The sequence below is a fragment of the Ruegeria sp. SCSIO 43209 genome (genome assembly GCF_019904295.1).
In the GTDB taxonomy this organism is placed as follows: Bacteria; Pseudomonadota; Alphaproteobacteria; order Rhodobacterales; family Rhodobacteraceae; genus Ruegeria.
On sequence record NZ_CP065359.1, the window covers coordinates 2,062,699 to 2,084,544 of the forward strand.

Below are 21,846 nucleotides of genomic sequence, written 5' to 3' on the forward strand. Positions count from 1 at the left end.
ACTCACGCAAAAATCCTTCCGGTGACAGTAACTTAGATTCTGGTTTCACCGCAGCGTGAAACGTCACATGTCTACCGACACTTTTGCTTGAAAAATTGAGAGCATCTTCTCTCAACTTGGTGATTTCCCAAGAATTCAGTTGCGTGGAACGGTGCCCCTGCACACTCGCACACAAGGAACTATCCATATGATAACAAAGGGTAAAACTGCTAGCCTGCTTGCTGCCAGCGCGCTTTCCGTGACCGGTATGCAAGCCTTGGCGCAAGATGCACAAACTCAGGCTGAACTGGATGCACTGCGCGCCCGGGTCGAAGCGCTGGAATCCTCCAATCCCGGGTCTGGCACTGGGGATCTGCAGATCGGCAACACCACTCTGGACGTCTACGGTTATGTCAAAGCCGACTTCTTCTATGACTTCGAATACGATCAGGGCGACACCGCATTCGTAAACGTGATTGGTGAACCCTCGGCCGAGACAGATGGTACGTTTGGCGCCACAGTCCGTCAGTCTCGTATCGGGCTGCGCACCAGCACGCCTTCGGGAATCGGTGACATTCAGGGCCAGATCGAAGTCGATGCCTTCGGCTCGGACGGAACCGCCGAATTCCGAATTCGTCATGCCAATATCCGAATTGGGGAACAATGGCTGATCGGACAATACTGGACCAATTTCCAACCTCTGGACACCTACCCGACCTCGGTGGAATTTAACGGGCCGGTCGGGATCGCTTTCGCGCGCGTTCCGCAGGTGCGCTACACCAACAATATCGGATCGAATACCACCTTCGCCGTTTCCGTTGAAGAAAACGTCGGCGGCTCGGATTCGGATGATCCCGTGCTGACTGGTTCGGTCGAATACAACGATGGCAAATACATCGCTCGTGCCTCGGCGCTCTACGGCAAGGCGCAATCCGGCGACGTCGAGGTCGATCAGACCGGTTTCTCTTTGTCGGGCTCGATCCGACCGTGGGAAGGTGGGTTGTTTCAGGTCAACTATGTCAACGGCGAGGCACTTGGCCCCTACCTGATCGGCTTGGGCGATGCAATCGTCGGGGGTCAGGCCAACGATGTTGATGGCTACACCATCGAATTCCGTCAGGACCTGAGTTCCAAATGGAACGTCGGCATCGCCTATGGCAAGGAAGACTACGACCTGCCTACATCGACCGGTACTTTGTCGTTCACCGAGCTTGAGACGATCCACGTCAATGCCTTTTACAAGGCGACAGACAACCTGACGCTCAGCGCCGAATACATCTATGGAGAGCGGAACGACACAATTTCCGGCGACACATTCGACGGCAATCGTGTCCAGTTGGCCGCGCAACTCAACTTCTGATGAAAACAGCCTACCCTGCCCATTAGCGGGCAGGGTTCCAGTGTCACTGATCATCTGAGTGTTATGTGCGGCAGCCCCGGTCACAATCAGCGCGCTCCGTCGAACACGTCAGGGAAAGATTGGCGCGCGGCGTCCAGATTGATCACCAGCAGAGCATCATAGCTTGCAGGATCAAACGGGTCTTCGGCGGCGACAACCTCACGCCCGAACAGCCAACTTAGACGGCCCGCGTCCAGATTGCCTCGCTCAAAGGGCTGATCACCAAAATGCGCCCATAACGCCTCGATAAACGCGACATCTGCGCGCTTGTCGGCGGGTTTGCGATCGCGAAAGCGTTCTCGCTGGGTCAGCGGCGTAACGCCCTTGGGATTGGCCCGCCGAATGGTGAACTGGAAGTCTGTTCCGGGCAAACGTCCGGGGAAACCGCGATGTTTCAGCATTGCGAAACCTCAACGGACAAGTTCCAGATATGGCAGGCCATCGGACATGCCTGCGGGATTGAAGTGATCATGCGAACCTCCAGAGCTGCATCACTGTATCGGGACACTCTGAGACCGTGACATTGTTGGTTCATGGTCAGAGCCCCTCCCAGATACACCGGGATTGATCCAGCCGGTAGGCTTCGAAGAACTGCGTTGCGTCAGGTTCGGAGGTGCCGAACGCTACCGGTCTGTCCGAAAACGAAATCACAATCCGGGCAGGCTGCAATTCGTGCTGGGCCACATAAGGCACCGCCAGTGTTTCACACAAATGCTCCATGTCGACTACGGCGACATCATATGAGATACGACCTGCAGTCGATCCGATCTTGGGTGCAATGAACCGAAACCGCACCCAAAGCTCACCCGGATTGGTGTCCAGAAGCACATCGCTAAGCTCGACCGGTTGACCCGATGGCACGGGCAGCAGGTTTGAGGCCAGCGCCGAACCTACTCCGACCAGCAACGTAAAAACCCCGGCGCATCCCCGGATCCGCCAGCGGCGGTTTCCTTCCTCCGAGGGAGCGTGCAGAGCTGTTGCAACCTGCGCGGTCTTATGTCCGGTCAATCGGGGCATTTACGGCTCGGGCCTCCTCGGCGGGCATTTACAGCGGGATATTGTCGTGCTTTTTCCAAGGGTTCTTCAGTTGCTTGCCGCGCAGGCTCGCAAATGCACGTGATACACGGCGGCGGGTCGATTGTGGCATGATCACCTCGTCGATAAAGCCGCGCTCGGCCGCAACGAAGGGATTTGCGAACCGGTCCTCATAGTCCTGAGTGTGTTGCGCGATCTTATCGGAATCGCCGAGATCGGCGCGGTGGATGATTTCGGTCGCGCCCTTTGCACCCATCACCGCGATCTCAGCCGTGGGCCAGGCATAGTTGAAATCGCCGCGCAGGTGTTTCGACGCCATCACATCATACGCACCACCATAAGCTTTACGCGTGATCACCGTAACCTTCGGAACCGTTGCCTCACCATAGGCAAACAACAGCTTCGCACCATGTTTGATCACGCCGCCATATTCCTGCGACGTCCCCGGCAGAAAGCCCGGCACATCTACCAGCGTCAGGATCGGGATTTCAAAGCAATCACAGAACCGCACGAACCGGGCCGCTTTTCGGGAACTATCGATGTCCAAACATCCTGCCAATACCATGGGTTGGTTGGCCACGACGCCCACGGTCTGCCCCTCAAGCCGGATAAAACCGGTGATGATGTTCTTAGCGTAGTCTTCCTGAATCTCGTAAAAATCACCCTCATCCGCCACTTTGGTGATCAGTTCCTTCATGTCGTACGGCGTGTTCGGATTGTCCGGGATCAGCGTATCCAGCGATGTCTCGACCCGGTCAGGGCTGTCAAAAAACGGACGAACCGGCGGTTTCTCGCGATTGTTGAGCGGAAGGAAGTCGACAAGACGGCGCACCTCGGCCAGCGCCTCCACATCGTTTTCAAACGCGCCATCAGCGACCGACGACTTTTTGGTGTGGGTCGAAGCCCCTCCCAGTTCCTCCGCCGTCACGACCTCATTGGTGACGGTCTTCACAACGTCTGGGCCGGTCACGAACATGTACGAGGTGTCTTTGACCATGAAGATGAAGTCGGTCATTGCAGGACTGTAAACCGCACCACCTGCGCACGGCCCCATAATCACGCTGATCTGCGGAACAACGCCTGAGGCCATGATATTACGCTGGAACACCTCAGCATATCCGGCCAATGAAGCGACGCCCTCCTGAATCCGCGCGCCGCCCGAGTCGTTGATCCCGATCACCGGCGCTCCGTTTTGAACTGCCATGTCCATGATCTTGCAAATCTTCTGCGCATGGGTTTCTGACAGCGAGCCGCCGAATACGGTGAAGTCCTGGCTGAAGACGTAGACCATTCGACCATTGATCGTACCCCAGCCTGTGACCACCCCATCACCAGCAGGCTTTTGTTTCTCCATCCCGAAATCAGTGCAGCGATGGCTGACAAACATGTCAAACTCTTCAAAGCTGCCTTCGTCTACCAGCAACTCGATCCGTTCGCGTGCCGTCAGCTTTCCGCGGGCGTGTTGCGAGTCGATGCGTTTTTGCCCGCCACCCAATCGCGCGTTGTTGCGACGGCCTTCGAGCTCGGAAAGGATGTCTTTCATGTCGGTAGTCTCCCAAGAGAATTTGCGCGACCATAACGAGTTGGGATCGGCGGCCAAAGAAGTTTTCGGCAAATTTGCAAATATTTGGCAACACTATTTGAGATAACTGCAAATTTGTTAATTAACACAACAAGCCAAACTGCCGATGGCATTTCGCGCGATCAGGGTCTAAAGGTAAACCATGCAGTTCAGTTCACCCTCTGTCAGCCGCACGCCCCCCACGCTTGCAACACTCGTTTTGTTGTCAGGATTGTCGGCGCTGAGCATGAATCTGTATCTGCCCAGCCTTCCCTTTATGGCGACGTATTTTCAGACTGATTACAAGGTGATGCAGCTTTCGATCGCGCTTTATCTTCTGGTCAACGCGGCACTGCAAATCTTAATAGGACCCATCGCCGATAAGGCCGGACGTCGGCCTGTACTGCTGTGGGGACTCGCCCTTTTTTTGCTGGCAACGCTCGGGTGTATATACGCCCCAAATGTCGAAACCTTTCTGGCCTTCAGAATGTTTCAGGCCGTCATTGTCGTTGGTATTGTCTTAAGCCGTGCGGCTGTGCGGGACATGTACGAACAGGACCAGGCTGCCTCAATGCTCGGATATGTCACCATGGGGATGGCAGTCGTCCCGATGATCGGCCCTGCTGTCGGCGGGCTTCTCGAAGAAACTTTTGGCTGGAAAGCCAATTTCTGGCTACCCTTTGCCCTTGCGGCACTAGCGCTGGCGCTGACCTACCAAGATTTTGGCGAAACCGCCGCCGCAAGCGGCAAAACACTGATGCAGCAATTTCGCGAATACCCTGAACTGCTGAAATCGCCCCGCTTCTGGGGCTATTCCCTGTCCTCAGCTTTCTCTTCAGGTGCGTTCTTTGCCTATCTCGGGGGCGCACCCTTTATCGGGACCGAAGTGTTCGGCATGACAGCCGCCGAGGTCGGCATCTACTTTGGTGCGCCTGCGATTGGCTATTTCTTCGGTAACTTCATCAGCGGTCGATTCTCGGTTCGCTTCGGCGTCAACCGAATGGTGCGCTGGGGATGCTGGCTGAATGCAATTGGCGTGGCCCTATCAGCTTTGTTGTTCCTAGTGGATTTGGGAACGGCGCTCAGCTTCTTCGGCCTGATGACCTTCGTCGGGTTGGGCAACGGCATGGCGATCCCAAATGCAACCGCCGGATCGCTTTCGGTCCGCCCGCATCTTGCGGCTACAGCCTCTGGTTTGAGCGGTGCGATCATGTTGGGCGGCGGCGCAGCACTCAGCGCATTGGCAGGCGCATTGCTGACGCATGAGACGGGCGCGATGCCTCTGCTTTGGCTGATGCTGGCAACCGCCGCACTGGCAATCTGCGCGATCAGCGTTGTTATCTGGCGCGAACGGCAATTGGGTCTGTAGACGGCTTGCGCGACAGGGTTTGCAAAGTTAGCCTGCAGATTCAGTAAAGCTGCAAAGAACCGCCATGGCCACTCAGAAACTATACGCTGGCGCCAAGCTGCGCGAAATGCGCACACGCCTGACCCTCACGCAGAAGGATTTCGCCGCAAAACTGGGCGTTTCACTGCCCTATTTGAACCAGATGGAGAATAACAACCGGCCGATTACGACGACCGTTGTTCTGGCACTAGCGCAAGAGTTTGGTATGGATGTGACCGAACTCAGCACAGGGGATAGCGAACGATTGGTTTCGGATATGCGCGAAGCACTGGCCGATCCGGTGTTCGCCGAAACGGCGCCCCCTCTGGCTGATCTCAGGCTCACCGCTTCAAATGCGCCCGCGCTTGCACGCGCGTTCATCGAGTTACACCGCGCCTATCGCCAGACCCATGAACGCCTCGCCTCGCTCGACGAGGCATTGGGCCGCGAGGATGCCCGTATTCAGGCCAGCCCATGGGAAGAGGTGCGCGATTTCTTTCACTACTGCGACAATTATATTGACGCCGTTGACCGCGCCGCCGAACGCTTCGCCAGCCGTGCCGATGAAACCAGCGATATTCGACAAGTCGCCCTGAACAGCCTGTCAGAACGCGGCATTCACGTCACTTTTGCCGACACAGAAACCTTACGCAGCTACAATGCTGGTGACAAAACCCTGCGCCTTTCCTCGCGCGCCGCACCACAAACGCAGGTCTTCCAACTGCTGCTGCAGGTGGCGTTGATCAGTCAGGATAAGCTGCTTGAAGCAACGCTAGATTTCGCCCGTTTCCAAAGCGATGAGGCCCGAGCCATCGCCAAGATTGGCCTCGCCAACTATTTTGCCGGGGCTTCGCTGATGCCTTACGGCGCTTTCCTATCCGCAGCGCAGGACTATCGGCACGATTTGGAGCTGCTCAGCAACCGGTTCGGGGCGTCGATTGAACAGGTGGCGCACCGCCTGTCTACGCTACAACGCCCCGGCGCAAAGGGGATTCCGTTCTTTTTTGTCCGTGTAGATCAGGCCGGAACAATCACCAAACGCCATTCAGCCACGCGGCTTCAATTCGCCCGCTTCGGCGGCGCCTGCCCACTCTGGAATGTCCACCGGGCATTCGAGACCCCGGGTCATTTCCTGCAACAGCTAGCCGAGACACCGGATGGCGTCCGCTATATCTCATTGGCTCGTGATGTTTCAAAATCCGGAGGCTCGTTCGGTGCTCCTGTCCGCCGCTATGCCATCGCCCTGGGATGTGAGGTTCGTCATGCCGAAGCATTGGTCTACGCCGATAATCTCGACATAAACAATGCGAGCGCCTACGAGCCCATCGGCATATCCTGTCGCATATGCGAGCGCCAAACCTGCCACCAAAGATCAGTCCCACCGTTAGAGCGCCGCCTGACCATCGACGCCCATAGCCGCGGCACCCTGCCTTATGAGGTCACCTGATCTTCGCCTGGCCATATATATCCTGCGAGACCGGGGGCAGAGCCCCCGCTTAATACTCAACTTTTTGACAAGATCGCCCAGATCTCGTCCTTAAGCGCCGCGCGTTTCTTGCGCAAATCAACCTCGGCCAATTCCTCCATCGGCTCAACATTGGTTTCAGCCCGATGCACGGTGCGGTTGACCTCATGATACTCATCCGCAAGTCGGGCAAAATGCGCATCCGTTTGCTTGAGCTGGCTCATCACTTCGAGCTTGTCGGGGAACTCTTCAGCCAGTTCATGCGGGGTATGAGACATCCAGTTGGCTCCTTGTTTCAGCGTTACATCCCAAGGCTAAACATGACTGTCGCACTCCGCTTTGACGCCGATCAAATTCTGAGCGCAATCAACCAGCTTTCAAGATAAATGCACGCCGTGGGTTTTGGATGTGTCAGCGCTGTGCCGTTGCCCATCTCGGACTTATCCAGGGCTGGTCGTTCGCTTTGGGCAGAGGGTCTTTCTGCAGCAAATGGTCCGACATCTTTTCACCCACCATGATCGACGGCGCGTTCAGATTGCCATTGGTGATTTGCGGGAAAATCGAGCTATCGGCGACGCGCAATCCATCCACCCCAATCACACGCCCTTGCGGGTCGACAACGGCATCCTTGTCATCAGCGCGGCCCATGCGGCAAGTCCCGCAAGGGTGATAGGCGCTTTCGGCATGCTCGGCGATAAAGGCATCTAGCTCTTCGTCCGACTGAACCTCCGCCCCCGGTTGGATCTCTTTACCGGCAAAGGGTTTGAACGCCTGCTGTCCAAATATCTCTCGGGTCAAGCGAATGCAGGTTCTGAAGTCTTCCCAATCCGCGTCATGGCTCATGTAGTTGAACCGGATCACCGGCGCGTCCTCGGCTTTGGCGGATCGCAGAGTCACAGCGCCGCGCGAGGGCGACCGCATTGGCCCCACATGCGCCTGGAATCCGTGCCCTTCGGCTGCCGCCTGCCCATCATAGCGAACCGCCATCGGCAGAAAATGATATTGTATGTCAGGATATTCCACACCCGGTTTCGAACGCACGAAGGCGGCGCTTTCAAACTGGTTCGATGCACCAAGGCCTGTTTTGGTAAACAGCCATTGCGCTCCGATCATTCCTTTGCTGATCAGGTTCCAATGCTTGTAAAGCGTGATCGGCTGGATCGAGGCCTGCTGAATATAAAGCTCTAGGTGATCCTGCAGATTGGCGCCGACGCCGGGGCGGTCGGCGACCACTTTGATACCGTGCTCAGCCAGGTGCGCCGCAGGTCCAACCCCCGAAAGCATCAGCAGTTTAGGCGAATTGATCGACGAAGCCGCCAATACAACCTCGCGCCGCGCTGTGATCACTTCCCGTTTGCCACCCCGTATCAATTCGACCCCGGATGCGCGCCCGGATTCAATAATCACGCGCGCCGCAAGACCCCGGATGATTTCGCAGTTTTGCCGCTTGAGCGCTGGCCTAAGGTACGCATTCGCCGCCGACCAGCGCCGTCCTTTCCAGACGGTCTGCTCCATCGGCCCAAAACCTTCTTGTTTCTCACCGTTATAGTCGCCAGTGACCTCATATCCAGCCTGCTGACCTGCATCGACGAACGCCTTAAACAGCGGATTTTCACGAGGCCCTCGCGACACGTGCAGAGGTCCATCCGTGCCTCTCCAGGTGTGATCACCGCCATGGCCACCATCATGCCAGGTTTCCATGCGTTTGTAGTACGGCAGCACATCTGCGTAAGACCATCCATCTGCGCCCATCTCGGCCCAGGTGTCAAAATCCCGCGCGTGACCGCGCACATAGACCATGCCATTGATCGAAGAAGACCCTCCGATCACCTTGCCTCTGGGGCAAGCAAGTTGACGATTGTTCAGATGCGGTTCGGGCTCGGATTTGTAGCCCCAGTCATATCGCGACATATTCATCGGATAGCTAAGGGCGGCAGGCATTTGGATGAAGGGTCCGGCGTCTGTGCCGCCATGCTCGATCACCAGAACCGAGGCTCCGGCCTCACTCAGACGGTAAGCCATCGCGCAACCAGCAGAACCGGCGCCAACAATGACAAAATCTGCTTCCATATTCGTGTCTCCGTTCACCTTCGGGGCAAGATTTTTCGACGAAAAATCTCCGCATTTCCGACGGGTGCAATTTCAAAAATGTAAAGGATTACTCGCCACGCGGATAACGCTGGCTATCCTCGACATCGTTCAGGTCCATATGATTGCGCATGTACCGTTCAGACGCTTTCTGAAGAGGCTGGTAATCCCAAGGATAATAGCCACCCTGCCGTAATGCCTCGTAAACCACCCAGCGCCGGGCTTGGCTGGCCCTCACATCGGCATCAAAGCGATCCAAATCCCATCGCGCCTCGGATTTAGCACGCAGTGTTTGCAAGGTGCCTGCATGTTCGGGCAGGCCAGCGAGATTTTCCATCTCATGCGGATCAGCCTCGAGATCGAACAGTTGATCGGGGTCCAATGTACAGCGATTGTATTTCCACTTGCCATAACGCAAAGAGACTAAAGGAGCGTATGAGGCCTCGGCGGCATATTCCATTGCAACCGGCGCGGTTCGGTCTGTGCCCTTTGCCAAAGGCACAAGATCCTCACCATCCGTCCAAGGTGAGATTTCAGCCATATCGACGCCCGCCAACGTACCAAGCGTCGGTGTCACGTCGATCGTCGAAACTGGTGTATCGATGCGACCAACTGGAAGATCGGGGGCCGAAATCATGAGCGGCACGCGGGAAGAGCCTTCGAAGAAAGTCATCTTGAACCACAACCCGCGCTCACCCAGCATGTCGCCGTGGTCGGACACGAACAGTATGATCGCCTCTTGACGCGTCGTTTCCAGAACCTCCAGTATCTCACCGATCTTGTCATCCAGATATGAGATATTGGCGAAATAGGCGCGACGGGATTTGCGAATATCCTCGGTCGTTATGTCGAAGCTGCGCCAGTCATTGGCATCGAAAATACGTTTGGAATGCGGGTCCTGATTGTCATATCCCAGATCCGCGATCTGTGGCTCAAGATGCTCACAGTCTTCATACAGATCCCAGTACTTGCGTCGCGCCACGTAAGGATCGTGTGGGTGCGTGAAGCTGACGGTCACACACCAGGGGCGATCATCCTTGCCGCGTGCAAGGTCATATAGCTTGGCCTTGGCGTTATAAGCGACCTCGTCATCATATTCCATCTGGTTGGAAATCTCGGCAATGCCTGCCCCAGTGACCGAGCCCATATTGTGATACCACCAGTCGATGCGCTCACCGGGTTTACGATAATCCGGCGTCCAACCGAAATCTGCCGGGTAGATATCAGTAGTCAGACGATCTTCGAACCCGTGCAACTGGTCTGGGCCAACAAAGTGCATCTTGCCGGACAAGCAGGTGTAATATCCTGCACGACGAAGGTGGTGGGCATAGGTCGGGATATCGCTGCTGAACTCGGCGGCGTTGTCATAGACGCCAGTGCGCGATGGCAGTTGACCCGACATAAAGCTCGCACGTCCCGGAGCACAGAGCGGCGAAGCAGTGTATGCATTTGCGAAACGCGTTGATCTTGCCGCCAGCTTCTTCAGGTTCGGCGCATGCAACCATTCTGCAGGACCGTCGGGGAAGAGGGTCCCGTTGAGCTGATCCACCATCAGGATCAGAATATTCGGCTTTGTCATTTTTCGGCCTCTAGGAAAACTCTCAGTACCCGCAGCGCATGGGTGACTGCCCGCTGCGGCTCTTGTGGGGAATTCAGTGCAGAGTGGATGTACAACCCATCGATCAGCGCGATCATACCTTCGGCAGCCTCGCTCGGGTCACTCATATGTGGACGCAACGCATGGATCAGGTTCGAGCGGATGCGCGCCTGATAGATTTGCCAGAGCCTCAGCGCATCATCGTTGGTTTGCGCCAAAACATAAAAAGTCATCCAAGCTGCGATAACATCCGGTGTGAAACATGATGGCGCGAAACAGGCACGAATGATGGCCTGTGCGCGCTCTTCCGGATCTGCCGTGCTGAGTTGTGCGCGCGCTTCAGATCCAAAATCCGTCAGGATACGCCGCATCGCGGCTAGGAATATCTGTTCTTTGCCCCCAAAGTAATGATGCGCCAATGCACTGGACATCCCTGCGCGTTTGGCGATCTGGCTAACGGTGACATCAAGGGATTTTTGCGCGCCAAGCTCGGCGATCGTCGCCTTGACGATCGCGTCCCGCCGGATCGGCTCCATTCCGAGTTTTGGCATCTTCGCCTCTTCGCCATACCTGAGTGCAAGGAAGGCTAAGCGGTTTTTATTGACTCGTCAATCAATAACGGTTCTTGGTTTCGCCGGTGGGGTCTCAGAACCTTGCGGCGGTGTGCCGCCACGGCTCAGCACGGCTTCACGCCAGGTGATGAAGCTGACGGCAGCCAGGATCAGAGTGCCTCCTGCAATTACCCAGATGTCGATGCGTTCATGGAAGGCCAAAGCGCCGAGCAAAGTGGCCCAGATCAGCTGCAGGAACGTCACCGGCTGGGTCACGGCCACCGGGGCAGCCTGCAATGCAAGCGTCATGAAATAGTGCCCCGCAGTCGCAAAGCTGGCGACGATGAAAAGTATACCAAGATCGCGCAGGCTGGGCGGCTCCCAAACCGCGACGGCGAAAGGGATAAGCGCGATGGTGACCCATATCGAAAGATGGGCAACAACGGCTGAGGGACGGATATCACGGACCATCACTTTGGCCAGCAGATAGGAACCACCAAGCGCTAGTGCAGCCCCCAGCATCGCTATGTGGCCGGGCAAAATTTCGCGAAAGCCCGGGCGCAGGATGATCACTACTCCAATCACAGCAACCCCAATCGCGGCGATACGACGAAAAGCTAGCTTTTCACCCAAGAACAGTGCCGCACCCACCGTGACGTAGATAGGTGTCATGTAATTCATCGCGGTCACCTCGGCGAGGGGGATGCGCGTCATCGCAAAAAACCAAAGCATGACGGCGATGGCGTGGACCATTCCGCGTAGTCCAAACAGCGTTAGATTGCGCGGGGTCAATGGAGTTCCGAGGATCGCCCGGATTGCGGGCAAAAGAAACACCAGCCCCAGGACATAGCGCAAGAATGCCGCTTGAATGGGGTTCATGCTGGTTCCCAGCACCTTCACCAGCGCATTCATGCCCACAAAGGACAGCCCGGCCGCAAGCATCCAAAACATGCCAACAAGCGGGCGGTGCTGATCATTAGGTGAGGTCATACAAACGGTTGAACACCGAATTCTGATCCGGGACAACCCTTCACATGATAACAAGTTTCAACGCGATCATAAGCATCACGATTCCGATGATAAAATCAAGAATCTGCCATGCGCGCGGGCGTGCAAAAATCGGTGAAAGCACTCTGGCACCGTAGCCGAGCGAAAAGAAGAAAACGAAACTCGAAGTCATCGCCCCTATCGCAAACCCCATGCGATCTGAATATTGGGCCGATATCGACCCGATCAATACGACCGTATCCAGATATACATGGGGGTTGAGCCAAGTGAAGGCCAGCACGGTCAGCATGGCCGCACGCAGACTGGTGTGCTGCCCTGTTGCGGTATCCATCACCGCCCCTCCCTGCCAGGCAGACCCAAAACTTCGTAGGGCGTACCAAATCAGAAACACCGCCCCACCATAGCGCATCACCGTTTCAAACCACGGCGCGGCCTGAGCCAGGGTGCCGAACCCTGCAACACCCGCCCCGATCAGTATCGCGTCAGACACTGCGCAAGTCAGGCACAGTGCAAAGACGTGCTCGCGCCGCAGGCCTTGGCGCAGAACAAAGGCGTTCTGAGCGCCTATCGCCAATATAAGGCTAAAACTCAGGGCAAACCCGGCAATCATTGATGGGAACATGCAGCCTCCTGTCGATGCTCGTTGACTACATGGCCAGTGTGAATCTATCAAATTAATGATGATTACCCAGATTAAGTAACTCTAATGCTCCTCGACCCTCATCAGCTATCAGCATTGGCGGCGATCTTGCGACACGGCAGCTTTGAGGCCGCAGCCGCAGAGCTATCCGTCACCCCGTCGGCTATTTCGCAGAGGATCAAGGCGTTGGAGGATCGTGTTGGTGCGGCCCTCATTCATCGCGGCACCCCATGCACCGGCACTCCGGCGGGTCTGCGGATCGCCCGTCATGCCGAAGATATCGGTCTGTTGGAGGCAAAGCTGGCGCGAGAGCTGACTTTGGATCAGCGTGAAGGTCCGGTACGGGTTCGCGTCGCGCTACCGGCTGACAGTCTGGCCACATGGTTTATCGACGCGATGGCGCGCGCCGAAGACATACTGTTCGACCTTGTAATTGACGATCAGGACCATTCGGCTGACTGGCTGCGGCGTGGCGACGTAAGTGCGGCGATAACGGTGGGTGGTCAGAACATTACCGGATGCGATGCCATCGCGTTGGGCACTTTGCGCTATTTGCCGACCGCGAGCCCTGGCTTCATGCAGCGGTGGTTTTCTGATGGGGTTTCCGCCAATTCCCTGGCACAGGCCCCCTGCTTGACCTTCAACCGTAAAGATAATCTGCAGAAATCCTGGATATATGCCCAGACAGGCAGCCGTCTTTCGCCACCGTCTCACTTTCTGCCGTCCACAAACGCCTTTGTTGACGCGGCAATCGCCGGTTTAGGATGGGGTATGAACCCCGAAAGCCTTGTAAGAAGAGCGATCGCAAACGGGCAGATTTGTGAAGTAATCCCCGATGCGCCGCTCGATATCGAACTGACCTGGCAGATCGGGCGCGTCCTTGCCCCCGCCCTTGCACCCTTGACCCAAGCGGTACGCCGCGCGGCAACGCAGCAACTGATCGCACCGGCAGCACATTAGGCCTGCGACTCTGAAGCCTTTTGCGGTTTCGCGATGCGGTAACAGCTAAATGCCGCCCAGATGCTGGCCAGCACGATAAACACGATGGCAGCTGCAACCTCGTGCATATGTGCAACCGCAGCCAAAATTGCAGACAGTGCAACGGCAGCGAGTCTGCAGATGGATTTGATGGCTGCTGCGCCCTGAATACGTTGTTCCTTGGGCGCAACATCTAAAAAATACAGCTGGCGCGCACTGGAAATTCCGGTTGTCGCCACCGAGACGACAAACAGGGCAATCGCGTGCAAGTGAACTTCGTGATCGATACCGGCGTAGTGGAACGCCAACAAAACGATCCCTGTCACTGCGACCAACAAGTTGCCCGCGACCATCACGGTACGGTGTGATTTCATGTTCACCAGTTGCCACAAGGGTGCCGAGACCAGATAGCCGGACGCGGATGAGATGATCATGGCCGTCAAACCCTTGGCCGAGTTGTGATGTGCCTCGGCAGCGATGAGCGCAAAAAACGGAACCGACAGCGACACGACAACCAAAGGAAGCCGCAGAGCCATATAGCGCCGGAACCATGGCTGTTCGAACATACTTACGATGCCGGAGATGATGTTCTGCAGCGATTGACGTCCTGCACCTTTAGGTTTTCCATTACCGGACTCATCGGGGGCGATCTCGGCCATGCCGAGAATGCATAATGCTGAAAACAAGAAAAACACAACCGAGGCCGCAATCACCGCGGAATGCCGCGAGAATGGCGGGTACTCTTTCGTGATCTCGTGTATCAGCAATACCAAGCCGATGGCACAAAGACCTCCCGCGCCCAATTGGAGATAACGGATAACCATCCGGGATTTCGATTTCAGATGATCGCCCAACAAGTCAGACAGCATCAGGGATTGGCTTTCTTCAATAAGCCCAATCATGAAAAAGGCGATCACAAAGGCAATGGCCGTCAATGAGACACTGCCGGTGGCCGCGATCAAAAGGGCCATCAGAAGGCAACCGCCAATTCCGATCTCGGTCAGGGCAATCCCGCGTTTCTTCCGCGCCTGCGCAGCAATGGAGCGGGCGAAAAACACGTCCGAGATCATGCTGCCAACCATGCGGATCGACACCAATGCACCGGCAAGGAACATCGGTAACTCCAGCGAGACCGCAAGGAATGGCAATACGATAGACGGGCTGCCCAAAGTCCACGCCACCTGGGAAAGGATACTTTGGCTAGCCAGAACCGGGACATTTCGTCGGGCCGGATCAGTCGATTTACTCGCCATTTGCGATGCTCTGCATGATGTGCCTACGGTTGCCTTTCAGGTCCTTCAGCCTCAATGATCTGAGTTTAATCGCAAGAGGCTTCAGGACCAAGGCTTGTGTAAGACGCGCAACTGCAACAGAAAAACCCGGCCGCTGGGCCGGGTTTGGTTCATCTGGCGTTTGTCCGATACATCAGAGCTGCGCCATAACCTCGTCGGTCGCTTCGAAGTTAGTGGTCACGCGCTGAACGTCGTCGTCGTCTTCCAATGCATCCACCAATTTCATCAGCTTTTGCATGTCTTCCAGACCCAACTCGGTCGTCGTTGTCGGCTTCCAGACCAGCTTGGTGGATTCGGATTCGCCCAGCGCCTCTTCCAGCGCGTTTGACACATCGTTCAGATCCGTATCTGCGCACCAGATGATGTGACCGTCATCCGAGCTTTCGACATCCTCTGCCCCGGCCTCGATCGCGGCTTCGAAAATCGTATCCGCATCGCCTGCGTCTGCCTGATACACAACTTCGCCCTTGCGGTCGAACATGAACCCGACCGAGCCGGTTTCACCCAAGTTTCCACCATTCTTCGAAAAGGTCGAACGAACAGTCGAGGCGGTACGGTTCCGATTATCGGTCATCGTTTCAACAATCACGGCCACACCGTTGGGACCATAGCCCTCATACCGGATTTCTTCGTATTCATCGCCCTCGCCTGCTACGGACTTCTTGATCGCACGGTCGATCACGTCCTTGGGCACCGAATTCGACTTGGCCTCTTTCACCGCCAGACGCAGGCGCGGGTTCTTGTCGGGATCGGGGTCGCCCATCTTGGCGGCGACCGTGATCTCTTTCGACAGCTTGGAAAACAGTTTGGACCGCGCGGCGTCCTGACGTCCCTTGCGGTGTTGGATATTGGCCCATTTGGAGTGGCCTGCCATGGTGCGTCCTCGTCATCGTGATTGCGTGTTTGGCGCTCATATAGACGTTTGCGGGGCAAAGGATCAAGAGAGCGGCTTGCCCTGTCTTCGCCCGTGACTATGGTGGCGGTATGACGACAGATCAGATCATTCTTTTTTCCCTTTTCATCGCCGTTTTCGGAATGCTGCTCTGGGGGCGGTTCCGCTATGACCTTGTAGCATTCACCGCCTTGATGATCGCGGTCACGCTGGGTGTGGTGCCCGTTGACAATGCCTTTGCCGGGTTCGGGCACCCGGCCACGATCATCGTGGCGTTGGTGCTGGTGGTTTCTGCCGGTCTGGTGCGCTCGGGTGCAGTGTTCATGATCACGCGCACACTGGTCGACGCATCGCGCGGATTGGGCGCGCATATCGCGCTAATGGGCGGCATCGGGGCGATCCTATCGGCCTTCATGAACAACGTCGCGGCGCTGGCGCTACTGATGCCAGTCGATATCCAGACCGCGCGCAAAGCGGGGCGCCCGGTCGGCCTTAGCCTGATGCCGCTCAGCTTTGCGACGATCCTGGGAGGGATGGCCACGCTGATTGGTACGCCGCCAAATATCATCATCGCCTCGATCAGGGCTGAAACACTGGGCGAACCGTTTCACATGTTCGATTTCGCACCGGTGGGCGGATTGGCTGCAATTGCGGGGCTGGCGTTCGTCGCGCTGATCGGCTGGCGCCTCATTCCCAATCGCGGCGCGCAGGAAGAACCCTCGGAAGTTTTGGCCGAATACATCGCCGAACTGACGATCCCGCCTGAATCGCCCCATATCGGGAAACGGGTCAGTGAGCTTTATGAGGCCGCCGAGAAATCTGACGTCGCTATCATCGGCCTGATCCGGGACGGAAAGCGACGCTATGGTCGATCAACCCACGCAACCCTGCATGAAGGCGATGCGCTTGTTCTGGAAGCACGCCCCGAAGCGCTGGATGAGTTCCGCGCCGCGCTCAATCTGGATTTCTCGGACGCCCGTCGGCAGGAGGTTTTGACTGCCGAAGGCGAAGGGCTGGAAGTGGTTGAAGTCGTTGTCCCCGAAAGCGCGCGCATCACTGGGCGAACTGCGCAGGCGTTAGGACTGGCCTGGCGACAGAGTACAGTCCTGATGGGCATTTCACGCCAAGGGCGCCGGATCACCAGTCAGGTTCGCAAAACCGAGGTCGAGCCCGGCGACATCTTATTGCTGCTGTGCCCGCGCGACCGAGCACCCGATGTCACCGAGTGGCTCGGCTGCCTGCCCCTGGCCGAGCGCGGCTTGAATGTAACCGCGAATGAGAAAGCCTGGCTTGCCATCGGCCTATTTGCGGCTGCCGTGTTGGCGGCCAGTATCGGGCTGATCTATCTGCCGATCGCACTGGGGTTCGTGGTCGTAGCCTATGTTCTGACTAAGATCATGCCGATTGCGGATATCTACAACCACATCGAATGGCCGGTGGTTGTATTGCTGGGGTCAATGATCCCACTGGGCAGCGCGCTTGAAACCTCGGGCGGAACCGAGTTGATCGCCAACGCCTTGATTCAGCTGACCAACGGCCTGCCCGCCTGGGCAATCCTGACCGTACTGATGGTCGTGACGATGACCCTGTCCGATGTGTTGAACAACACAGCCACCGCCATTGTCGCCGCCCCGGTTGGCATTCAGATGGCGCGCACGCTTCAGGTGTCGCCCGATCCGTTTCTGATGACGGTGGCCGTTGCGGCGTCTGCCGCGTTTCTGACGCCCATTGGGCACAAGAACAATACGCTGGTGCTTGGTCCCGGAGGATACCGCTTTGGCGATTACTGGCGCATGGGGTTGCCGCTGGAAATCCTGATCATCGCGGTCTCGATCCCCGCGATCCTTGTGTTCTGGCCGCTTTGATGGCTAAAGGCTGCCTATGAAACGCTTTCTGATCCTGCAACTGCGCCCGGAAACCGATGCATCGGATGCCGAATATGCCTCGATACTGGACAAAACCGGGCTGCGCCCTGCGCAAACTCATCGCATCCGGCTGGATTGCGAAGACCTGCCCGAAGGGCTGGATGTCGTCGATTACGCTGGTGTCATCGTGGGTGGGGGTCCCGGCTGCGTCAGTGACGATCCGACCACCAAATCCGCGCTGGATGCAAAGATCGAAGGCGCGATCATGAGACTGATGCCCCAGATCACTGCGAAAGATCACCCGTTCATGGGCTGCTGCTATGGCTTGGGTATTCTCGCCGTACATTTGGGCGGAGATGTCAGCAAACGGCAATTTGGCGAACCGGTCGGACCGTCCGACTGCCGTCTGACAGAGGATGGCGCCCAAGACCCCTTGACCGCAGGCCTAAAGCCGAAATTCGAAGCGTTTGTGGGACATAAGGAAGCCGTACAGTTACTGCCGGATGGCTGCGTTCATCTGGTAGCGTCTGACCCCTGCCCGTTTCAGATGATCCGCTGGGGGCAGAATGTCTATGCCACCCAGTTCCACCCCGAAGCGGACGCCAAAGATTTTGAGCAGCGGATTAACATCTACAAGGACCACGGCTATTTTCCGCCGGAGGATGCGCAAAGCTTGATCGATATGTGCCATGCCGCAGACGTTACGGAGCCGGGTGAAATCCTGCGCCGGTTTGCTCAACGCTACGGGTGACCCAACGGCGTTGTTGCCTGATCTACGACCCCTCGCATAGGCTGACCCGAATGACTTTGGGAGGAGTTGTTCTTGGACCTGCTTATCAACGTTGGCCTGCCCATTTCGCTGGCCATTATCATGTTGTCACTGGGGATCGGGCTAGAAGCCGCCGATTTCCGCCGGGTTTTGGCGCGGGGGTACCCCTTCGCCATTGGCGCCATCAGTCAAGTTGTGCTGATACCATTGGCTGCCTTCGCGACGGTCACTCTGTTCGGACTGCCCGCTGAAATCGCCGTGGGTGTCATGCTTTTAAGCTTTTGCCCCGGTGGGGTCACCAGCAACATCCTCGCAAAATTTGCCAAGGGTGATGTGGCGCTGTCGGTCAGCCTGACAGCGGTGATCAGCCTGCTGTCCATCGTGACCGTCCCCATTCTCGCCGCATGGTCCATAGATCATTTCATAGGCGAGGCCGCACCCAAAGTTTCGATCAGCGCATTAGCCACCGCGCTGTTCCTGATCACGACCCTTCCAGTCGCCATTGGCGTCGCCATACGTCACTTTGCAAGGGGGTTCGCCATTCGGGTCGACGGCCCGCTTTCGACGCTCGCATCGATACTGTTCGTGCTGATCGTCGCGGCGGCACTGGCCGGAAACTGGCAGTTCTTCATCCAAAACCTCAGCTCGATTGGGGCAGCTCTGATCGCGTTGAACGTTGCGCTGTTGCTGATCGGTCTGGGGCTGGCGCGCATCGCCAATCTGACATGGAGTGAGGCGAAAACGATCTCGGTCGAGACTGGCATTCAGAATTCGGCGATGGGAATTACGCTGGCAGCTTTGATCACCGGCACCACGACCGGCTTCAGCCCACTTGCCGTTCCTGCCGCCGTTTATGGTATCACGATGTATGTGGTCGTAACCCCCTTCATCCTTTGGTTCCGCAGCCGCTGAAAGGACATCCGATGACCAATACCACCGCAGATGCGATCGTGATCGGAGGCGGCCTTGCGGGCCTCTCGGCGGCGGCCGAATTGGGCGACCGGGGCAAGCGGGTGATCGTGCTGGATCAGGAGCCCGAGCATTTTCTGGGTGGACAGGCGTTTTGGAGCCTCGGCGGCCTGTTCATGGTCGACACCCCCGAGCAGCGCCGCATGGGCATCCGCGACAGCCACGATCTGGCGCTGCGCGACTGGATGGGCAGCGCGCAGTTTGACCGCGATGAAGACAACTGGCCCCGCAAATGGGCTGAAGCCTATGTCGAGTTCGCCGCAGGTGAAATGCGTCCGTGGCTGCATGACATGGGGCTGCGCTGGTTTCCCGTCGTGGGCTGGGCCGAACGCGGCGGTTCTTATGCGGACGGACATGGCAACTCGGTCCCGCGCTTTCACATCACTTGGGGAACCGGCCCAGGTGTACTTGAGCATTTTATCCGCCGCGTCCGCGCGCATGTCGACGCCGGCTTGATCCAATTGAAGTTCCGTCACCAAGTCAGCCACATCATTATGCAAAATGGTTCTGCCAAAGGCGTGTCAGGGGAAGTCCTGGCCGATGACGGCATTCAAAGAGGTGGCAAGACCAACCGGGACGAAGTAGGCGAATTCGAAGTCTATGCCCCTTCGATTATTGTCACCTCTGGTGGGATCGGTGGGAATTTTGAGATGGTGAGACAGAACTGGCCCCGCGACCGGCTGGGTGAACCGCCCAAAGATATGGTGGCAGGCGTTCCGTTTCATGTCGATGGCCGCATGATCCCGATCAGCGAGAAAGCTGGCGGACATGTCATCAACGGTGACAGAATGTGGCATTACACCGAAGGGGTGCGCAATTGGGATCCGATCTGGCCCGCGCACGGTATACGTATTCTACCCGGCCCAAGTTCGATGTGGTTCGATGCGCGCGGCAATCGCCTACAACCCCCTTGCCTGCCGGGGTTCGATACGCTGGGAACGCTGAAAGAGATCCTGAAAACCGGATATGAATACAGCTGGTTCGTTCTGACCCAGAAGATCATCAAAAAGGAATTTGCACTATCGGGGTCCGAGCAGAACCCTGATTTCACTTCGGGCAGCTGGAAAGAGGTGATCCGTCAGCGCATCCTGTCTGGCACCAAGGCGACCGGCCCGGTCGAGGCGTTCAAGGAAAAGGGCGAGGATTTCGTCGTCGCCAACACGCTGACTGAATTGGTCAGCGGCATGAACCAATTAGGCGGAGGTCTGATAGACGAGACGCATTTGCGCACCCAGATCGAGGCACGGGATTCTCAGGTCGACAATCCGTTTTCCAAAGACGCCCAGATGATGGCCATCCTTGCCGCACGCAATTATCGGGGCGACAAGCTGATCCGGACGGCCAAACCGCACAAGTTCCTCGATCCATCAAACGGCCCGCTAATCGCGGTCAAGCTGCACGTACTGACCCGCAAGACACTGGGCGGGCTGCAGACCAATCTGGACAGTCAGATGATCGGCGCCAATGGACAAATCGTCCCCGGCTTGTTTGCAGCCGGAGAGGTCGCGGGCTTTGGCGGCGGCGGCTATCACGGGTACAACGCGCTAGAGGGCACGTTTCTGGGCGGTTGCATCTTCTCGGGTCGCAACGCAGGAAGGTCCCGCGCAGTGGCCTGATTACTGGGTGCGCACGAATTTCAGTATCGGCTCACCTGCAGCATCGAGCAAAACCATGCTGTCACCGGCAACGGCATAGCTCGTCACGTTTTGCAGGGCGGCAAAGAACTGATCCTCGACCTCGTCCAGTTCTGGCGGGCACGCCATTAAAGTCGCGGCCATATTGTCTGGAAACTCAAGGCTGTTGCCGGTGATCTCGGCTTGCCCGGAAAACCGGTTGCAACCGCCCGTGCCACCGAACGCACCACCTTGGGCGAAGGAAAGCTGGGGCGGCCGTTTTGTATCGAGCACGGTTCCACCGATACCGATGGCTGTCCACTCAGTCCCTTCCAGGGTCGCGGGGCTCTGAGCACCGGCCTGCACCAGCACAAGATCTGCCGAATTGCCTTCGCCGTTGGTCAGCACGGGATGGACCGTATCCGTCGTAAACAACAGCTCACCCCCGCGATAGATCGATCCGCGTACTGCATAGGTCATACCCTCGCGGATCAGCGCGTCATCAAAAGTCAGCTCAAATTCCGAGGGCACTCCGTTCAACGCATAGCGTTGCGCCGCCAGCGTGACCGCTGCCGCATCGGCCCGAGAGATATCCTGCAATTCGACAAATAGCGTCGCATCCGGTGGCAGGGCGATCCGTTCACGGTAGGTTGCCGTGCCAGTGACTGTTCCTGCCGAGCTTTGGCTGCCCAGCAAGGCCAATACGATTGCTCCGGCCACAATGGCCTGCCCGAGTTTTGGAAAAGGCATGATCCCAT

The 21,846-nt window shown here is 57.1% G+C and carries 20 protein-coding genes; 8 read left to right on the forward strand and 12 right to left on the reverse strand.

The window, feature by feature from the left end:
* Positions 1–187 precede the first annotated feature (187 nt).
* The gene (locus tag I5192_RS10360; RefSeq protein WP_223116802.1) at positions 188–1,339 is read left to right on the forward strand and encodes a DcaP family trimeric outer membrane transporter; all 1,152 of its coding nucleotides are present in this window, start codon (positions 188–190) and stop codon (positions 1,337–1,339) included.
* Between the two features lie 86 nt (positions 1,340–1,425).
* Here I5192_RS10360 and I5192_RS10365 read toward each other — a convergent pair whose 3' ends face one another.
* The 3 genes from I5192_RS10365 to I5192_RS10375 form a co-directional block, all read right to left on the reverse strand.
* Positions 1,426–1,779: a hypothetical protein gene (locus I5192_RS10365; RefSeq protein ID WP_170512369.1), complete on the reverse strand. Its 354-nt coding sequence runs from the start codon at positions 1,777–1,779 to the stop codon at positions 1,426–1,428.
* Positions 1,780–1,915: 136 nt separating this feature from the next.
* Positions 1,916–2,395: a DUF6497 family protein gene (locus I5192_RS10370; protein ID WP_223116803.1), complete on the reverse strand. Its 480-nt coding sequence runs from the start codon at positions 2,393–2,395 to the stop codon at positions 1,916–1,918.
* 28 nt (positions 2,396–2,423) lie between these two features.
* Positions 2,424–3,956 (reverse strand): acyl-CoA carboxylase subunit beta, encoded by a 1,533-nt coding sequence (locus I5192_RS10375; protein WP_170392153.1) that lies wholly within the window; start codon positions 3,954–3,956, stop codon positions 2,424–2,426.
* A gap of 181 nt (positions 3,957–4,137) precedes the next feature.
* On the opposite strand from I5192_RS10375, the gene I5192_RS10380 reads away from it, so the two are divergent.
* Together I5192_RS10380 and I5192_RS10385 are read left to right on the forward strand one after the other, a co-directional pair.
* Positions 4,138–5,343, forward strand: a complete 1,206-nt coding sequence (locus tag I5192_RS10380) for a multidrug effflux MFS transporter (RefSeq protein ID WP_170563891.1) — start codon at positions 4,138–4,140, stop codon at positions 5,341–5,343.
* Between the two features lie 64 nt (positions 5,344–5,407).
* Positions 5,408–6,808 carry a short-chain fatty acyl-CoA regulator family protein gene (locus I5192_RS10385; protein WP_223116804.1) on the forward strand — a complete coding sequence of 467 codons (1,401 nt, stop codon included), beginning with the start codon at positions 5,408–5,410 and terminating at the stop codon, positions 6,806–6,808.
* 56 nt (positions 6,809–6,864) lie between these two features.
* Here I5192_RS10385 and I5192_RS10390 read toward each other — a convergent pair whose 3' ends face one another.
* The 6 genes from I5192_RS10390 to I5192_RS10415 form a co-directional block, all read right to left on the reverse strand.
* Positions 6,865–7,104 carry a YdcH family protein gene (locus I5192_RS10390; protein ID WP_170392158.1) on the reverse strand — a complete coding sequence of 80 codons (240 nt, stop codon included), beginning with the start codon at positions 7,102–7,104 and terminating at the stop codon, positions 6,865–6,867.
* A 133-nt stretch (positions 7,105–7,237) separates the two neighbouring features.
* Positions 7,238–8,896, reverse strand: a complete 1,659-nt coding sequence (betA, locus tag I5192_RS10395) for a choline dehydrogenase (protein ID WP_170647960.1) — start codon at positions 8,894–8,896, stop codon at positions 7,238–7,240.
* A gap of 88 nt (positions 8,897–8,984) precedes the next feature.
* The gene (betC, locus tag I5192_RS10400; RefSeq protein WP_170594688.1) at positions 8,985–10,493 is read right to left on the reverse strand and encodes a choline-sulfatase; all 1,509 of its coding nucleotides are present in this window, start codon (positions 10,491–10,493) and stop codon (positions 8,985–8,987) included.
* On the reverse strand, positions 10,490–11,062 hold the full coding sequence (gene betI, locus I5192_RS10405; protein WP_170392164.1) for a transcriptional regulator BetI: 573 nt from the start codon (positions 11,060–11,062) through the stop codon (positions 10,490–10,492). The genes betC and betI overlap by 4 nt, the downstream gene beginning before the upstream one ends.
* Before the next feature lie 57 nt (positions 11,063–11,119).
* On the reverse strand, positions 11,120–12,052 hold the full coding sequence (locus I5192_RS10410; protein ID WP_170392166.1) for a DMT family transporter: 933 nt from the start codon (positions 12,050–12,052) through the stop codon (positions 11,120–11,122).
* A 40-nt stretch (positions 12,053–12,092) separates the two neighbouring features.
* Positions 12,093–12,692, reverse strand: coding sequence for a LysE/ArgO family amino acid transporter (locus tag I5192_RS10415; RefSeq protein WP_223116805.1), 600 nt, complete (start codon positions 12,690–12,692; stop codon positions 12,093–12,095).
* Between the two features lie 84 nt (positions 12,693–12,776).
* On the opposite strand from I5192_RS10415, the gene I5192_RS10420 reads away from it, so the two are divergent.
* Positions 12,777–13,670: a LysR family transcriptional regulator ArgP gene (locus I5192_RS10420; protein ID WP_223116806.1), complete on the forward strand. Its 894-nt coding sequence runs from the start codon at positions 12,777–12,779 to the stop codon at positions 13,668–13,670.
* Here the strand turns inward: I5192_RS10420 and I5192_RS10425 are convergent.
* Complete coding sequence (locus I5192_RS10425; RefSeq protein ID WP_170420736.1) at positions 13,667–14,941, reverse strand: MFS transporter; 1,275 nt, start codon at positions 14,939–14,941, stop codon at positions 13,667–13,669. The genes I5192_RS10420 and I5192_RS10425 overlap by 4 nt on opposite strands.
* A gap of 172 nt (positions 14,942–15,113) precedes the next feature.
* Positions 15,114–15,854, reverse strand: coding sequence for a YebC/PmpR family DNA-binding transcriptional regulator (locus I5192_RS10430; protein WP_170392173.1), 741 nt, complete (start codon positions 15,852–15,854; stop codon positions 15,114–15,116).
* A 110-nt stretch (positions 15,855–15,964) separates the two neighbouring features.
* On the opposite strand from I5192_RS10430, the gene I5192_RS10435 reads away from it, so the two are divergent.
* From I5192_RS10435 to I5192_RS10450, 4 genes are all read left to right on the forward strand, one after another.
* Positions 15,965–17,737, forward strand: a complete 1,773-nt coding sequence (locus tag I5192_RS10435; protein WP_223116807.1) for an SLC13 family permease — start codon at positions 15,965–15,967, stop codon at positions 17,735–17,737.
* A gap of 16 nt (positions 17,738–17,753) precedes the next feature.
* Positions 17,754–18,488 (forward strand): glutamine amidotransferase, encoded by a 735-nt coding sequence (locus tag I5192_RS10440; protein WP_170647947.1) that lies wholly within the window; start codon positions 17,754–17,756, stop codon positions 18,486–18,488.
* Positions 18,489–18,560: 72 nt separating this feature from the next.
* A complete protein-coding gene (locus I5192_RS10445) occupies positions 18,561–19,418 on the forward strand; it encodes a bile acid:sodium symporter family protein (protein ID WP_170392179.1) in 858 nt (285 codons plus the stop codon).
* Positions 19,419–19,429: 11 nt separating this feature from the next.
* Complete coding sequence (locus I5192_RS10450) at positions 19,430–21,091, forward strand: FAD-binding dehydrogenase (protein WP_170392181.1); 1,662 nt, start codon at positions 19,430–19,432, stop codon at positions 21,089–21,091.
* On the opposite strand, the gene I5192_RS10455 is transcribed toward I5192_RS10450, so the two are convergent.
* On the reverse strand, positions 21,092–21,838 hold the full coding sequence (locus I5192_RS10455; RefSeq protein WP_170625249.1) for a YbaY family lipoprotein: 747 nt from the start codon (positions 21,836–21,838) through the stop codon (positions 21,092–21,094). It abuts the gene before it with no gap.
* Positions 21,839–21,846: the final 8 nt, after the last annotated feature.

What these genes read in the sequence shown, in the direction of transcription:
- I5192_RS10360 (WP_223116802.1), top strand. Translation starts at nt 188, where the DNA reads ATGATAACAAAGGGTAAAACTGCTAGCCTGCTTGCTGCCAGCGCGCTT.
- I5192_RS10365 (WP_170512369.1), bottom strand. Translation starts at nt 1,779, where the DNA reads ATGCTGAAACATCGCGGTTTCCCCGGACGTTTGCCCGGAACAGACTTC.
- I5192_RS10370 (WP_223116803.1), bottom strand. Translation starts at nt 2,395, where the DNA reads ATGCCCCGATTGACCGGACATAAGACCGCGCAGGTTGCAACAGCTCTG.
- I5192_RS10375 (WP_170392153.1), bottom strand. Translation starts at nt 3,956, where the DNA reads ATGAAAGACATCCTTTCCGAGCTCGAAGGCCGTCGCAACAACGCGCGA.
- I5192_RS10380 (WP_170563891.1), top strand. Translation starts at nt 4,138, where the DNA reads ATGCAGTTCAGTTCACCCTCTGTCAGCCGCACGCCCCCCACGCTTGCA.
- I5192_RS10385 (WP_223116804.1), top strand. Translation starts at nt 5,408, where the DNA reads ATGGCCACTCAGAAACTATACGCTGGCGCCAAGCTGCGCGAAATGCGC.
- I5192_RS10390 (WP_170392158.1), bottom strand. Translation starts at nt 7,104, where the DNA reads ATGTCTCATACCCCGCATGAACTGGCTGAAGAGTTCCCCGACAAGCTC.
- betA (WP_170647960.1), bottom strand. Translation starts at nt 8,896, where the DNA reads ATGGAAGCAGATTTTGTCATTGTTGGCGCCGGTTCTGCTGGTTGCGCG.
- betC (WP_170594688.1), bottom strand. Translation starts at nt 10,493, where the DNA reads ATGACAAAGCCGAATATTCTGATCCTGATGGTGGATCAGCTCAACGGG.
- betI (WP_170392164.1), bottom strand. Translation starts at nt 11,062, where the DNA reads ATGCCAAAACTCGGAATGGAGCCGATCCGGCGGGACGCGATCGTCAAG.
- I5192_RS10410 (WP_170392166.1), bottom strand. Translation starts at nt 12,052, where the DNA reads ATGACCTCACCTAATGATCAGCACCGCCCGCTTGTTGGCATGTTTTGG.
- I5192_RS10415 (WP_223116805.1), bottom strand. Translation starts at nt 12,692, where the DNA reads ATGTTCCCATCAATGATTGCCGGGTTTGCCCTGAGTTTTAGCCTTATA.
- I5192_RS10420 (WP_223116806.1), top strand. Translation starts at nt 12,777, where the DNA reads ATGCTCCTCGACCCTCATCAGCTATCAGCATTGGCGGCGATCTTGCGA.
- I5192_RS10425 (WP_170420736.1), bottom strand. Translation starts at nt 14,941, where the DNA reads ATGGCGAGTAAATCGACTGATCCGGCCCGACGAAATGTCCCGGTTCTG.
- I5192_RS10430 (WP_170392173.1), bottom strand. Translation starts at nt 15,854, where the DNA reads ATGGCAGGCCACTCCAAATGGGCCAATATCCAACACCGCAAGGGACGT.
- I5192_RS10435 (WP_223116807.1), top strand. Translation starts at nt 15,965, where the DNA reads ATGACGACAGATCAGATCATTCTTTTTTCCCTTTTCATCGCCGTTTTC.
- I5192_RS10440 (WP_170647947.1), top strand. Translation starts at nt 17,754, where the DNA reads ATGAAACGCTTTCTGATCCTGCAACTGCGCCCGGAAACCGATGCATCG.
- I5192_RS10450 (WP_170392181.1), top strand. Translation starts at nt 19,430, where the DNA reads ATGACCAATACCACCGCAGATGCGATCGTGATCGGAGGCGGCCTTGCG.
- I5192_RS10455 (WP_170625249.1), bottom strand. Translation starts at nt 21,838, where the DNA reads ATGCCTTTTCCAAAACTCGGGCAGGCCATTGTGGCCGGAGCAATCGTA.